Below are 13,185 nucleotides of genomic sequence, written 5' to 3'. Positions count from 1 at the left end.
CGGGGGTGCGCGGCCGTCGCCGCGGTCTTCCACCGGGGCGCCGCGGCCGGCGATGATCGACTCGGCTCCTGAAAACCGGGCCATCCCCGCCCAAGATCCACTCGCCTTCCTGAAAACCGCGCCATCCCCGCCGCCCGGATCCCGCGACTTCAAGAAAGCCGAGTCGATCACCCGCCGCGCGACACCGGACCAGGCCGCGCCACACCAGGCCGCACCGGACCAGGCCGCGCCACACCAGGCCGCGCCACACCAGGCCACGCCACACCAGGCCGCACCGGACCAGGCCACGCCGCACCGGTCCGGCTACAGCGGGCCGGGCTCGTCAGGCCGGGACCAGGACGGCCTCGCGGAGCAGGCGGCGGGTCAGGGTGACCCGGTCGGCGTCGTCGGGCAGACCGGGCAGGTCACCGACGCGGGTGACCGCGCCGCTGAGCAGGACACGAGCCGCCGCCTCGCACTCGGCGGGCAGGGTGATGGTGCGGTCGAACAGCCGCAACGCCACCGTGTCCGACCCGTGCGGCACCAACTGCCAGCGCAGGCCGGGTCGCAGGGTGACCCGAGCGTCGGCGTCCAGCGCGGCCACCGCGTCGGCCTGGGCGAGCGGTCGGATCGGTGCCGGGCGGGCAGCAGGCCAGGCCCGCTGGCGCAGCCGCGCGGCGACCGCGCCCGGGTCGGCGCGCAGCAGCCAGTCCCGCAGCGCCTCCACCGTCTCGGTCAGCTCCGGCTCGATGGCGTCCGGGTCGGCGACGTCGGTGCCGAACGGCAGGGTGGCCCGCAGCCGCTGGTCCTCGGCGGCCAGCGCGAGCAACTCCTCGACCAGGGCGTACCGGGTGAGCGCCCGAATGCCCACGGTCAGGTGCAGCGAGCTGGCGTCCTGCGCCTGCGCGCTGTGCAGCCAACCCCGGGGCAGGTAGAGGGCGTCGCCGGGGGCGAGCACCACGTCCAGCGCGGCGGGGCCCTGCGCGGTCGCGCCGACCTCGTCGGCCCGGCCACCCCACGGCTGCTTCTCCAGCGGGTCGGGCAGCACCGGCGGGTGGATCCGCCAGTGCTTGCGGCCGTCGACCTGGAGGACGAACACGTCGTGCGTGTCGTAGTGGGTGGCGAATCCCTGACTGCCGGCCGGCGTCAGGTAGGCGTTGATCTGCAACGGCTGGTTGAGCGCGAGGCCCAGGTCGCGGGCGAAGTCGACGAGCGGCGGCCAGATCCGGTGCAGACCCTGCAACACCAGCGTGGCGCCGGCGGCGTACTGCTCCAGGACCCGCTCGTCGAGCACCTGGTCGCCGATCTCGGCGCCGGCACCGCCGCCGCCGGTCCAGCGCGCCGCCGACACCAACTGGCCGTCCCTGGCGACCCGCAGAAACGGGGTACGCAGACCGCGCCGGCTCAGCAGCTCGTCGGCGTCGGCGGGGCTGAGCAGGTCGGTGAAGCCGGCCGGGTCGGGCAGCTCGGCGGCGCGGGACAGCAGCGGGGTGTGTCCCCAGTGCGCGGCGGCGAACTTGGCCGGTTCGACCGAGACGCAACGAGCCAGCGCCGCGGCGGCGGATGCGGACGGAACCGCCGGGCGGCCGTGGCCGCCCGGCGGGTCGAGATGCGTCATGGTGTGCCGCTACCGCGCGCTGCCGTCGGCGCCGCCGTCCTGGTGACCCGGCGTCGCACCGCCGTCGGCGGGACCCTCCGCGCCACCATCGGCGCCGCCGTCCTGGTGACCGGGGGTCGCGCCACCGTCGGCCGGGCCCTCCGCGCCACCGTCCGCGCCGCCGTCCTGGTGACCGGGGGTCGCGCCACCGTCGGCCGGGCCCTCCGCGCCACCGTCCGCGCCACCGTCCTGGTGACCGGGGGTCGCGCCACCGTCGGCCGGGCCTTCCAGGCCGCCGCCGCCCGTGGTCTGCATGTCGTCGTCGTTGAGTGCCATCGGTACTCCCTCGGGTGTGCCGCCCCGCCGTACGCCGGGGTCCGTCGTGCTGCGGGTGGTACCCCACGCGCGATCTTCTCTAACCCTCACCGTAGACGTCGAAGCGGGACGACACGGGCGGTTCGCGAGCCGTGGCGGAGAGTGTCACGATGGGACGGTGATCCTGGTGGGTACGTCCGGCTGGCAGTATCGGGACTGGCGGGGCCGTTTCTATCCGCAGCAGTTGCCGCAGCGGCTCTGGCTGGAGCACTTCGCCGGGGGTTTCGCCACGGTGGAGGTCAACAACGCCTTCTACCGGCTGCCGGAGCGGGACACCTTCGCCGCCTGGCGGGCACGGACCCCGGCGGACTTCTGCGTGGCGGTGAAGATGAGCCGCTATCTCACCCACATCAAGCGGCTGCGTGACCCGGCCGAGCCGGTGGCCCGGTTCCTCGGCCGCGCCACCGCCCTCGGCGACCGGCTCGGCCCGGTGCTGCTGCAACTACCACCGAACCTGCGGGTGGACGTGGCCGCGCTCGACGCCACCCTGCGGCTGTTCCCCGCGGACGTGCGGGTCGCGGTGGAGCCCCGGCACCCCTCCTGGTGGACCGACGCCACCCGGGCGGTGCTGGAACGGCATCGGGCGGCCCTGGTCTGGGCGGACCGGCTCGGACGACCGGTCGCCCCGCTCTGGCGCACCACCGACTTCGGCTACCTTCGGCTGCACGAGGGCCGGGCCCGGCCCTGGCCCCGGTACGGTCGCGCGGCGCTGCGGTCCTGGGCGCTCCGGCTGGCCGACACGTTCGACGCGGACGAGCCGGCGTACGTGTACTTCAACAACGACCCGGGCGGCGCCGCGATCGTGGACGCCGTCGCGTTCGCGGCGTTGGCCCGTCGGGCCGGACATCCGGTGTCCCGGGTGCCGACCGCCGCCGAGGCGGACCCCTCCGGCGACTGAGCCCGCCCGACAGGTCGTCGGGCGGGCTCTGGCACGTCAGGTCGTCACGGCATCATCACGGCCAGGTCGGCCGGCATGGTGTCCTTCACGTCCTGCCACTCGCCCTGGGTGACGTGTCGGCGCAGGGTGTCCAGCACCACCTGCGTCACCCGCTCCGCGCCGCCCTCCGCGTCGTACGGGAAGCCCTGGCGGACCTCGTAGAGGAAGTCGTCCCGGTTGAGCTTGATCGGCACGTCCGACGGGACCCACCCGTCGAAGTAGATGCCCCGCACCAGCACCGGCAACTGCTGGGCGAACTCCACGCTCTCGTCCACCGGCAGCCGGTCGCGCAACAGGTGCAACACCGTGCGCAGCGCCGCGTACGACTGGTTGCGCCGATCCTTCGGCCAGCCGTAGGCGTTCTCGATGTCCTTCAGGATCAGGTTCGTCTTGTCCAGCGAGGATTCGAACGCTGAGATCATCGCGTCAGCCATTGGTGGCCCCCCGTTCCGTGTTGTCCCACCGTCGGTCGTCGGTACGACGTGGCGGCCCCGCCGGGCCGCGTCGGGCCCGCACCGGGCTGCCCTGCGGGGCGCTCCGGGCGTTGTCGGGCGTGCCGACCACGTGCAGGACGGCTCCCCGCCGTCGATCCGTCACCACTCGAACCGTCATCCCCCGTCACCTCCGTGTCGTCTCCGGCGTCGGCCACCCTGCGGGCGCCCGGCACCACCGTGTCCACCCTGCCGGCGGTGCGGGTGAGCCGGCACCACCCCGATCGGGTGAACCGCGACGCGGCGCACCTGTCAGTCGGTGCCGAGGAGCCCGGCCAGGGTCGTGGCGTTGGTCTGCGCGTAGTCGCGGTAGCAGTTGTTCATCAAAACGTGGGTCTGCCCGGCCTGGTCGGCCAACTCGCGCAGCTTCGGCGCCCAGTCGGCCAGCTCCCGCTTGGAGTAGTGGTAGCCGAACTTCTCGTGGATGTCCTTGCTCGTCCACTTGTCGCTGTGCCCGTGGAAGCGCACGACCGCGAGGTCCGCGGTGGCGGCCAGCACCGGGGGCAGCGACGAGCGGTGGCCCTGCGGCATGTCCACGCAGACGTACGGCAGGTCGTGCTCGCGCAGGAAGGAGAGGGTCTCGTCGGCGTTGTCGCCGTCGAACCAGGAGGCGTGCCGGAACTCGTACGCCGGACGCAGCGGCGCGCACCGCTTCGCCACCTCCAGCAGGTACTCCTTGTTGGCCCGCTTGATGGTGAACCAGGGCGGGAACTGGAACAGCAGCGCGCCCAGTTTGCCCGCCTCGACGAGCGGGTCCAGCGCGGACAGGAACCGCGTCCAGACCTCCTCGTACGCCTGCGCGGGCAGGTCGTCGGGGTAGACGTTCTTCTTCTCGGTCTCCGGCCGCAGGTCCTTGTAGAGCGCGCTGACCCGGGTGGGATGCCCGGTCAGCAGGCTGAACGCCTTGATGTTGAAGGTGAAGCCGTCCGGGGTGCGTTCGGCCCACAGCCTCGCGGTCGCCTCGGCGGGCGGGGAGTAGTAGGTGGCGTCCACTTCGACGAGCGGAAACTTCCGGGCGTAGTAGGCCAGCCGCTTCTCCGGGGTGTCCGCGGTCTGCGGATACCAGCCCGAGTCCAGCAAGGTGCGGTCGGTCCAGGACGCGGTGCCCACCAGGATGTCACCCATGGCTCAAGTCCATCGCGTCGTGGGCCGACCGGCAACCGCTGGCGTCGCTCAGGCCGCCCGCCGTTCACGGGTCTGCTTACAGGTCACACAGGTGGTGGCGGCCGGGAAGATCTCCAGCCGCTCCACCGGGATCGCCGCCGCGCACCCCTCGCACCAGCCGTAGGTGCCCTCCTCGAGCCGGCCGAGGGCGTGCTCGTACTGGGCGCGGCGGTCGAGGATGGTGCGCAACAGCGACTGCGCGGTGTCCCGCTCGGCCGTCTTGGTCCCGCTGTCGGCCTGGTCGTCGCCCGCGGTGTCGCCGACCTCCACCAGGCGCAGCACCTGGCTCTGGAGCACGGCCTGGTCGTACTCGGCGGTCAGCTCGTCGTAGCGCGCCTGGAGGGAGAGCCGGATCTGGTCGATCTCCGCCTGGGGGCGGCTCGTACCGACCGTGTCGTCGACGAGCATCGCTGCCTGCCTTTCCTGGGCCTGAGGCTCACGGTGAACCGGATGCCGGCGGCATCGCGCCCCGGGTCACGGTCGCATTCGGTACGCGGGCGGTCACCCGCGCTCTGTGAGCCGGGCGAGTACCCGCCGTACACGCCAAGCAAACCGACGATTTTCCGGTGTCGCCGTCGGCCTCCACGAGCGCCGGGTGGCGGGGGTCGTCGGCGCGCACCACGACGTCGGCGAAGCTCGCCGGGGCGACCTCCTCGGCGTACCTGTCGAAGGCCGGCAGCGCCCACACCTGTCCGGCTTCGGTACGTCGGCGCAGCGCCGCCGAGGACACCTGAAGGTGGACGGTGACGTCGAAGGGCAGGCCACCGCCGAGCAGCAGCGGGCCGCTGACCAGGACAACGCCTCCGGGTGGCAGGTGCACGTAACGGGCGCGGCTGGCCCGGTCGGCGTCGGCGTCCCAGAGCGACGGGAGCAGCCGCCCGGTGCCGCCCGGACCGGCCGGGTCGAGCACCTCGCGACGCAGCCCGGCCTCGTCGACCCAGTTCTCGTAGAAGGAGTCCGGGTTGGTGCGGCCCAGCTCGAAGCGCAGGGAGGCGGGGCGGAGGAAGTCGGAGGCGCGGACGTGCAGCACCGGACGACCCCGGGCGCGCAGCGGGTCGACGAGTGCGGCGGCCAGGTCGTCGACGCCCGCGGCGGGAGCGCCGTCCACGGCCACGCGCAACCGCCCGGGTCCGGCGCCGTCGGCCGCGGCGCGTGTCGCGGCGTCGGACAGCCGGCCGGTCAGCTCGTCGACGAGCAGGTCGGGCGAGATGGGGCGGATGCGCACCGGACCATCCTGCCCCGCCGCGGACGGGCTGGTGACGCCGGTCAGCCGGAGCGGTCGATGGTGACCCGGGCGTCGTCGGCCAACCGGTAACCCACGCCGTAGACGGTGGTGACCAGGGGTACGTCCACACCGACCTTGCCGCGCAGCCGACGCACGTGCACGTCGACGGTGCGGACGCCGGCGTGCTCGTAGCCCCAGACGGCGTTGAGCAGTTGCAGCCTGGTGAACACCCGGCGCGGGTGGGCGACCAGGTGCAGCAGCAGGTCGAACTCCAGCCGGGTCAGCGGCAGCGGCTCGTCGTCGCGCAGCACCGAGCGGGACGACGCGAGGATGTGCAGGGCCGGGATGGTCGGGCTGAGCGCCCGCGTCGGCGACCGGTTGGTGGAGGCCTGGTCGGGGCGGCGCTCGGCCGGCACGGTCCCGATGATCACGCCCTCGCCCCGCTCCAGCATCTCGCGGGCGGCGTCGAGCAGCCGACATGCCGCCGGGGTCAGCGACTCCTCAGAGGCCAGCGGGATGGACAGCGTCACGGTGAGCACGGGCGCGGCGGTGTTGGCCGGGCGACGCTGGCCACCGGGCGGTCGACCGGGCACCGGAGGTTGGGACGTATGCCAACCGGCGCGCGACGAGGCAGGGCTGACCGACATGGTCCTCCTTGGGCTGATCCGGGTATCTCCCCACGGCCCGGGACGCCGCTTCATCGATGTTTCCCGGCGCTTGGGCGAGGGTCAAGAGGCGGCCGCGTTGCATGACTGTGACAATTGACTTACACATCGGAGCCAGGCGCTCGCTCTGCGTGTGAAGTCAGATGATTACAGCAGAGCCCACGCGATGCCCCGATACGGGGGTCCCCGTCCTGTTCAGCGGGACGATCGCCGGGTCGCCGCAGCGGGGCTCAGCGGCTGTGGTCCACGCTGATCCCCGCCTCGTCGGCCAGCCGGTAGCCGACCCCGTAGACGGTGGTGATCAGCTCCGCTCCGGGCAGCTTGGCGCGCAGCCGGCGGACGTGCACGTCCACGGTCCGGGCCACCGCGTGCTCGTAACCCCAGACGCTCGACAACAGTTGCAGGCGGGTGAAGACCCGGCGCGGCCGCTCGGCCAGGAACAGCAGCAGCTCGTACTCGATGCGGGTCAGCGGGACGACCCGGCCGCCGCGGCGGACCAGGCGCGAGCCGGCCAGGATGTCCACGTGGTCCGCGTCGGCGGGCGGCTCGGCGATGGCCGGGCTCGGGGCCGATCGCGGCACCGCCGCGACATTTTCGACGGTACGCAGCTGACCCTCACCCGACTCGGCCAGCTCACCGAGCAACTGCACCAGCCGGGCCAGCCGCGGGCTCAGTGGCCCGGGGACGAGGTCGAGGGTGATGGTCAGGGTCGGTGCGGTGCGCGGCCGCGCGGGGCGCAGCCCGGGGTGACGGCGCGTGGGGATGGCGACGACGGACATGGTGCCTCCTGAGTGGCGGTACGCCCGCCACGCCGGGTACGGCGTGACGGTCAGTGGCGCGCTCGCCCGGTGTTGACCGGGGACGCGTGCGGGGTGGTGCGATGCAGCGGGGTCGGGCCGAGGGCCGGCAGACCGGCGATCCGCCAGGCGGCGAACCCACCCGCCACGTCGGTGGCCCGGTGCAGGCCGATGTCCTGTAGGGCGGCGGCGGCCAGCGACGAGGTGTAGCCCTCCTGGCAGAGGATCACCACCGGCACGTCGTAGTCGACCGCCTGCGGCAGGCGTGCCGGACAGCGCGGATCGAAGCGCCACTCCAGCACGTTGCGCTCGACCACGAGCGAGCCCGGCACCATGCCGTGCGCGGCCCGCTGCGCCGCCGGCCGGATGTCGACAAGCAGCGCTCCGGTCCGGTACGCCAGGTGCGCCCGTTCCGGGTCCAGCCGGTCGAGGCGGGCGCGCGCGGCGCCGAGGATCTCGTCGATGCCCCGAGAGCCCGGCGGCGGCACGGGGGCCGGGCGGTGCTCGGCGGTCAGCTGCATTATGGGTTCCTTCCGGTGACGGGTATGAATCGTTGCTGGCCGGCGCTCACCAGGACCGGCCAGCCTCGGCGACCTCGGCGGCCCGCAGCCGTCCGTCGACGAGGTGATAGCGGGTCATCCGCAGCAGCGCCGGCCGGTAGACGTGCACGCTGACCGCCGGCACCGAGCCCTGGTTGGTCACCTGGTGCACGTGTCGGGGGCCGAAGCGACGACCGGCGCCGGCGGGCAGCAGCCGTGGACGTAGCCGACCGAGACTGACCGTCTCCTCGGTGAGCGCCCCGTCGACGACCCGGAACGCTCCGGCGGAGCCGCCGTGGTCGTGCAGGTCGGTGCCCTGCCCGGGCAGCCAGCTCAGGGCCCACACCTCGTGGTCGTCGCCGACGTCGAGGCGCGCGTACCAGCGCTCGGCAGGGTCGAAGCGCAACGCGACCGGCCAGCCGGCCGGGTCGGCCCACCGGGCGGCGACGGTGAGCAGGTCGGGCTCCGGGCGGCGGTGCGTCATGGCGGTTCCTCGCGGGTCGTTCGGCGGGGTGCCCTCGTACTCTAGACGGTAAAGCCTATAGGTTTAGTAGGTAATACCGCCTGGTGGGACGGCGGCGAACTGGTGGGCCACACGATTCCTGACCCGCCGCCGTGGGATCGCTGGCACACCCCGCGACGGTGCCGTCGACACACAGGTCATCATGGCGAGCATGGACCGGTAGCCCGGTTGGGTGGCGGCCGGGGCTCGTGACCGGCCGCCACCAACCCCGGACGACCTGGACCCGAGACGACCTGAGCCATGGGGGGGACAGCCGGATGGCAGAGCGCGCGGCGCACGGTCGGCGATCGTGGATAGCCGCCGTGGCCCGCCCGATCACGGGCGTGGTGCTCGGCGTCCTCACCGCGGTGGCCGAGGTCCTGTTCCTGCTCCTCGCCGGGCTGGCCGTGGTCGCGGTCTCGCCGGCGCCGACGGTCCGCCGCCGCACGGGCACCAGCACCATCCGGTACGCCAGACGTATCGCCGAGTGGGAGCGGCACCGGTTGGCCGTCAGCGCCTCGCAGCCACCCCCGCCACCGATCCAGGCGAGCGGACCGCGCGTGCTCGGCTACCTCGCCGCCCGCCTCCTGCCTGCGGCGCTCGGCCTGCTCACCGCCGGCCTGCTCGTGGTCGGCGCCGCACTCGCCGCCATCGTGGTGCGCTCCTTCGTCGCGGGCAGCATGTCCGCGGCCGCCTTCCTGCTACAGGGGCTCGTCGGGGCGGCTCTGCTACTGGTGAACCTGCAGGCGATCGCCAGCGTCGCCAGGCTGGACCGGTGGCTGGCCCACGGCCTGCTCGAATCCCACACCCGAGCGGCGTTGCACCAGCGGATCAGCGACCTGACCGTCAGCCGAGCCCGCGTCCTCAGCGCGGTCGACGCGGAACGCCAGCGCATCGAACGCGATCTCCACGACGGGTTGCAGCAACACCTCGTCGCGCTCGGCATGCTGCTGGGGCGGGCGCGACGCAGCCGCGACCCGGACAAGGCGAGCGCACTTCTCGGACAGGCGCACGAGGACGTGCAACGCGCCATCGACGAGCTGCGGGACGTGGCCTGGCGGGTCTACCCTTCCGCACTCGACCACACCACCCTGGACGAGGTGCTGACCATGGTGGCGCAACGATCCGCCACCCCTGTCAGGATCAGCTACGACGTGCCCGTCCGGCCCACCCGACCGATCGAGACCGTGCTCTACTTCGTCGCCTGCGAAGCGATCACCAACACCACCAAACACGCCCGAGCCACCCTGATCACCATCGAGATCGAGAAACGGGACGCGAGAATCGAGATGCGCGTACGCGACGACGGCGCCGGCGGCGCCGACCCGCACGGCAACGGCCTACAGGGGCTCGCCCGCCGGGTCACCGCTCTGGACGGGCAGTTCGACCTGCACAGCCCACCCGGCGGCCCGACGACGATCCGGGCGGTGCTGCCGTGCGCATAGTTCTCGCCGAAGATTCCACCCTGCTCCGCGAAGGGCTGGCCCGCCTCCTCGCCGACGAGGAACACCAGGTGGTCGCCGCCGTCGCGGACGCCGACCAGCTCGTCACCGCCGTCGAGCAGCACCGCCCCGACGTCGTCGTCACCGACGTCCGCATGCCACCCACCAACACCGACGACGGGCTACGGGCCGCGCTGGAGATCCGCCGCCGCTGGCCCGACATCGCCGTACTCGTCCTCTCCCAGTACGTCGAGAAGCGCTACGCCGCGAAGCTCCTCGCCGACCGGTCCGAAGGCGTCGGCTACGTCCTGAAGGACCGGGTCGCCCAGGTCGAGGACTTCCTCGACGCGCTCGACCGCGTCGCCGCCGGCTCCACCGCCCTCGACCCCGAGGTGGTCCGGCAGCTCATCTCCGCGACCCGACACACCGACCCGCTCAACCGTCTCACCCCGCGCGAGCGCGACGTGCTGCACCACATGGCTCAGGGGCACACCAACGCCGCCGTCGCCGCGCGCCTGCACGTCTCACAGAGCGCCGTCGAGAAACACGTCAACGCCATCTTCGACAAGCTCGACCTCACCCACGCCACCGGATACAGCCGCCGCATCCTCGCAATCCTGCGGTACCTCGGCTCCTAGCTGTTCGCCCCACCTGGCGGCACCGTGGGCGCAGCGGGGCAGTCGATGAGCCGATCAGCGCAGCACCGGCGGATCCACCCGGTAGCCGGGCAGGGAGGGCCACCGCACGGTCAGCACCACCGACGCGCGCTCGGCGAACCAGGAGTGGTCCACCCCCCGGCCCCACACCACGTAGTCGCCCGGCGCGGCCAGCCGTACCGTCCGGTCCGGCAACTCCACCCGGAAACACCCCTCGACGAGGACCAGCAGGGTGGTACGCCGCTCTCCGGTGGCCCACCGCGACCGGGCCTGCCCGGGCGGATGCACGCCCCACTTCACCTCGACCTCGGTGCTGTGCCGGACCTCCCCCGGCGGCACGAAATGCCCCAGCAGCCAACCGGCGTCGGCGGCACCGTCGACACCCGCGTTACCCACGTACACCGTCTCCGCCATCGGCCCCTCCCCCAGCGTGCCGGCCGAGCAACCTATCAGGACCGGGGCGACTAACCTGGACCGGTGACCGACCACCTCGACGCCGAGACGCTGGCGTTCGCGCACCGGATGTTCGACCTGGCCCGGGCCGGCTCCACCGAGGAACTGGCCGCGCAACTCGACGCCGGCCTGCCCGTCAACCTCACCAACGACAAGGGCGACACGCTGTTGATCCTGGCCGCGTACCACGCCCACCCGGACACGGTGGCCGCCCTGCTCGATCGCGGCGCCGACCACTGCCGGGCCAACGACCGCGGTCAGACCGCGTTGGCCGCCGCGGTCTTCCGCAGCAGCACCGAGGCGGTCCGCGCGCTCCTCGCCGCCGGCGCCGATCCGGCCCACGGTAACCCGTCGGCCCTGGACACCGCGGCGTTCTTCGACCTGCCGGAGATGACGCAGTTGCTGCGCGCCAGCTGACAGCGACGCCGACCGGCCGGTATACAGGGTCGGTGGAAGATCCTCTAGCCGAGCAGATGCGCGCGGCCGGCACCGCGCTGCTGGCCGCGCTCGACCCCGCCGCCCAGGACAGCGCCGTGCACCCGTTCGACGACGAGTCGGCCCGACGGTGGCTGGAATACCGGCCGCGACCCCGACCCGGCGTCTGCCTCGCCGCGCTCGACGTCGCCGGCCGCAAGGCCGCGCACCGGCTGCTGGCCACCGCGCTCAGCCCCTCGGCGTACGCGCAGGCGATGGCGATCTTCTCGCTGGAGGAGGTGCTGGACCGGGCCGAGGACTGGCAGCGCGGGCGGCACAGCGCTGACTACTGGGTGGCCGTCTTCGGCGATCCGGCGCGCGACGACCGGTGGGCGTGGCGGCTGGAAGGACACCACCTGTCGGTCACCATGACAGTGGTGGACGACCAGGTCTCCCCCGCGCCGATCTTCTTCGGCGCCAACCCGGCCACGGTCCGGTACGCCGGCCGCCCGGTCTCCCGGCCACTGGGCGTCGAGGAGGACCTGGCCCGCGCCCTGCTCGACGCCCTGGGGCCGGCCGAGCGGGGCGCCGCGATCATCGCCGACGAGGCGCCGGCGGACATCATCAGCGCCACCCGCGGACGGGTCGACGGACCCCTCGAACCGCTCGGTGTGCCGGCGGACCGGCTGGGGCCGACCGGCCGCGCGTTGCTCGACCAGATCGTCGCGCTCTACCTGGATCGGCTGCCACCCGAGCTGGCCGTCCGGGAGGCGGCGCGCGTGCACGGCGGTCAGCTGCACTTCGCCTGGGCCGGCCCGACGAGGCCCGGCCAGCGGCACTACTACCGGGTGCAGGGCGACGACCTGCTGATCGAGTACGACAACACGAGCGCCGACGGCAACCACGCGCACACCGTGCTCCGCCGCCCCGCCAGTGACTTCGGCGCCGACATCCTGGCCACCCACCACGGGTCCCACCCGCACTGACACCCACCGCGACGCATCGGCGCCCGCCCTGCCCTCCGTCGATCGCGCAGTTTCGGTGGATGACGTGCCGTGGTACGTGGCGTTTGCGAGCACCGAAACTGCACGATCGCCGCGTGCGGGGTGGGTCAGGGACGGGTGGCTTCGATGAGGAAGCGCTGGGAGTGGGCCAGGAAGGGGCCCTCCTGGGCGATGCGGTGATGTAGGGCGCGCAGTTGGTCGCGGTAGCGGTCGACGGTAAACCCGGGCACCGTCCAGATCACCTTACGCAGAAACCACACCACCGCCCCGATGTCGGAGAACGCTGCGCGCAGCGTGGCCCGACGCAGGTCGGCCACCCGCAGGCCAGCGGCCTCGGCAGCGGCAATCGCCTGTTCGGGGTGCCGCTGGCTCGGCGGCGGCAGCGGGCCGAGGATCGCCTCGCTCAACTCCCGCATGGTGCCCGGCCCGATCTGCTGCGACAGGTACGTCCCACCCGGGCGCAGCACCCGGGCGGTCTCGGCCCAGTCGGTGCGTACCGGGTGGCGACTGACCACCAGGTCGAAGGCGTTGTCGCGGAACGGCAACGCCGAGTCGGGGGCGACCGCCACCACCGTCGCGCCGAGCGGGCGCAGGGTCCGCCGGGCGACCTCGACGTTCGGCGGCCAGCCCTCGGTGGCCGTCAGCACCTTCGGCGGGTGCGGGACCTCGGCGAGCACCTCGCCGCCCCCGGTGTCCACGTCCAGCGCCGCGTCGGCGCGCGCCATCCGGTCTGCGACCAGCTTGGCGTACCCCCAGGGTGGGCGTTCCTCGGTGGCCCGGCCGGCCAACCAATCGAAGCCCCAGCCGTCGACCGGCGCGGCGGCCGCCTCCGCGATCAGTTCCTCGACGTCACGTTCGGCGCTCATGACGGCCAGCCTTGCCGTCCAGCCACGAGGCCGGCAACCCATTTGCCGCGGGGTCCGCAGGCCGCGTCGCCCGCCTCCG

Annotated in this window: 17 protein-coding genes and 1 pseudogene; 5 read left to right on the top strand and 13 right to left on the bottom strand. The window is 73.2% G+C overall.

Annotated features, from left to right (window positions below):
* Positions 1 to 322 precede the first annotated feature (322 nt).
* Positions 323 to 1,597 carry a cupin domain-containing protein gene (locus tag AB0C25_RS19335; RefSeq protein WP_357374895.1) on the bottom strand — a complete coding sequence of 425 codons (1,275 nt, stop codon included), beginning with the start codon at positions 1,595 to 1,597 and terminating at the stop codon, positions 323 to 325.
* 9 nt (positions 1,598 to 1,606) lie between these two features.
* Positions 1,607 to 1,912, bottom strand: coding sequence for a hypothetical protein (locus AB0C25_RS19330; protein WP_334629546.1), 306 nt, complete (start codon positions 1,910 to 1,912; stop codon positions 1,607 to 1,609).
* Positions 1,913 to 2,069: 157 nt separating this feature from the next.
* Here AB0C25_RS19330 and AB0C25_RS19325 point away from each other — a divergent pair, with 157 nt between their 5' ends.
* Positions 2,070 to 2,849, top strand: a complete 780-nt coding sequence (locus tag AB0C25_RS19325; protein ID WP_357374893.1) for a DUF72 domain-containing protein — start codon at positions 2,070 to 2,072, stop codon at positions 2,847 to 2,849.
* A gap of 44 nt (positions 2,850 to 2,893) precedes the next feature.
* Here AB0C25_RS19325 and AB0C25_RS19320 read toward each other — a convergent pair whose 3' ends face one another.
* The 9 genes and pseudogenes from AB0C25_RS19320 to AB0C25_RS19280 all read right to left on the bottom strand — a co-directional run bounded on the left by AB0C25_RS19320 (position 2,894) and on the right by AB0C25_RS19280 (position 8,253).
* On the bottom strand, positions 2,894 to 3,322 hold the full coding sequence (locus tag AB0C25_RS19320) for a DUF2267 domain-containing protein (protein WP_357254119.1): 429 nt from the start codon (positions 3,320 to 3,322) through the stop codon (positions 2,894 to 2,896).
* Positions 3,315 to 3,500, bottom strand: a complete 186-nt coding sequence (locus tag AB0C25_RS19315; RefSeq protein WP_357374891.1) for a hypothetical protein — start codon at positions 3,498 to 3,500, stop codon at positions 3,315 to 3,317. Before AB0C25_RS19315 ends, AB0C25_RS19320 begins: the two co-directional genes overlap by 8 nt.
* A gap of 131 nt (positions 3,501 to 3,631) precedes the next feature.
* Positions 3,632 to 4,504 carry a DUF72 domain-containing protein gene (locus AB0C25_RS19310; protein ID WP_357374889.1) on the bottom strand — a complete coding sequence of 291 codons (873 nt, stop codon included), beginning with the start codon at positions 4,502 to 4,504 and terminating at the stop codon, positions 3,632 to 3,634.
* 48 nt (positions 4,505 to 4,552) lie between these two features.
* Positions 4,553 to 4,951: a TraR/DksA C4-type zinc finger protein gene (locus tag AB0C25_RS19305; RefSeq protein ID WP_357374887.1), complete on the bottom strand. Its 399-nt coding sequence runs from the start codon at positions 4,949 to 4,951 to the stop codon at positions 4,553 to 4,555.
* A gap of 169 nt (positions 4,952 to 5,120) precedes the next feature.
* A pseudogene (locus AB0C25_RS19300) lies at positions 5,121 to 5,768 on the bottom strand (uridine kinase); the annotation flags it as partial.
* Positions 5,769 to 5,809: 41 nt separating this feature from the next.
* On the bottom strand, positions 5,810 to 6,415 hold the full coding sequence (locus AB0C25_RS19295) for a winged helix-turn-helix domain-containing protein (RefSeq protein WP_357374885.1): 606 nt from the start codon (positions 6,413 to 6,415) through the stop codon (positions 5,810 to 5,812).
* 248 nt (positions 6,416 to 6,663) lie between these two features.
* Entirely contained in the window at positions 6,664 to 7,212 is a 549-nt protein-coding gene (locus tag AB0C25_RS19290; protein ID WP_357374883.1) for a winged helix-turn-helix domain-containing protein, read from the bottom strand.
* A 50-nt stretch (positions 7,213 to 7,262) separates the two neighbouring features.
* Positions 7,263 to 7,751, bottom strand: a complete 489-nt coding sequence (locus AB0C25_RS19285) for a rhodanese-like domain-containing protein (RefSeq protein WP_357374881.1) — start codon at positions 7,749 to 7,751, stop codon at positions 7,263 to 7,265.
* Between the two features lie 46 nt (positions 7,752 to 7,797).
* Positions 7,798 to 8,253, bottom strand: coding sequence for a cysteine dioxygenase family protein (locus tag AB0C25_RS19280; RefSeq protein WP_357374879.1), 456 nt, complete (start codon positions 8,251 to 8,253; stop codon positions 7,798 to 7,800).
* A gap of 296 nt (positions 8,254 to 8,549) precedes the next feature.
* Here AB0C25_RS19280 and AB0C25_RS19275 point away from each other — a divergent pair, with 296 nt between their 5' ends.
* Both AB0C25_RS19275 and AB0C25_RS19270 read left to right on the top strand, forming a co-directional pair.
* Entirely contained in the window at positions 8,550 to 9,716 is a 1,167-nt protein-coding gene (locus AB0C25_RS19275) for a histidine kinase (protein WP_357374877.1), read from the top strand.
* Positions 9,707 to 10,351 (top strand): response regulator transcription factor, encoded by a 645-nt coding sequence (locus AB0C25_RS19270; protein WP_357374875.1) that lies wholly within the window; start codon positions 9,707 to 9,709, stop codon positions 10,349 to 10,351. Before AB0C25_RS19275 ends, AB0C25_RS19270 begins: the two co-directional genes overlap by 10 nt.
* 54 nt (positions 10,352 to 10,405) lie before the next feature.
* Here AB0C25_RS19270 and AB0C25_RS19265 read toward each other — a convergent pair whose 3' ends face one another.
* Positions 10,406 to 10,783, bottom strand: coding sequence for a signal peptidase I (locus tag AB0C25_RS19265; protein WP_357254095.1), 378 nt, complete (start codon positions 10,781 to 10,783; stop codon positions 10,406 to 10,408).
* A 63-nt stretch (positions 10,784 to 10,846) separates the two neighbouring features.
* On the opposite strand from AB0C25_RS19265, the gene AB0C25_RS19260 reads away from it, so the two are divergent.
* Positions 10,847 to 11,239, top strand: a complete 393-nt coding sequence (locus AB0C25_RS19260; protein WP_357374873.1) for an ankyrin repeat domain-containing protein — start codon at positions 10,847 to 10,849, stop codon at positions 11,237 to 11,239.
* Positions 11,240 to 11,271: 32 nt separating this feature from the next.
* Entirely contained in the window at positions 11,272 to 12,222 is a 951-nt protein-coding gene (locus AB0C25_RS19255; RefSeq protein WP_357374871.1) for a DUF3500 domain-containing protein, read from the top strand.
* Between the two features lie 125 nt (positions 12,223 to 12,347).
* Here the strand turns inward: AB0C25_RS19255 and AB0C25_RS19250 are convergent, their stop codons facing one another.
* The gene (locus tag AB0C25_RS19250) at positions 12,348 to 13,106 is read right to left on the bottom strand and encodes a class I SAM-dependent methyltransferase (RefSeq protein ID WP_357374869.1); all 759 of its coding nucleotides are present in this window, start codon (positions 13,104 to 13,106) and stop codon (positions 12,348 to 12,350) included.
* Positions 13,107 to 13,185 lie beyond the last annotated feature (79 nt).

Source organism: Micromonospora sp. NPDC048839 (genome assembly GCF_040649915.1).
GTDB lineage: Bacteria > Actinomycetota > Actinomycetes > Mycobacteriales > Micromonosporaceae > Micromonospora.
This window is presented reverse-complemented; position numbering and strand designations above follow the sequence as displayed.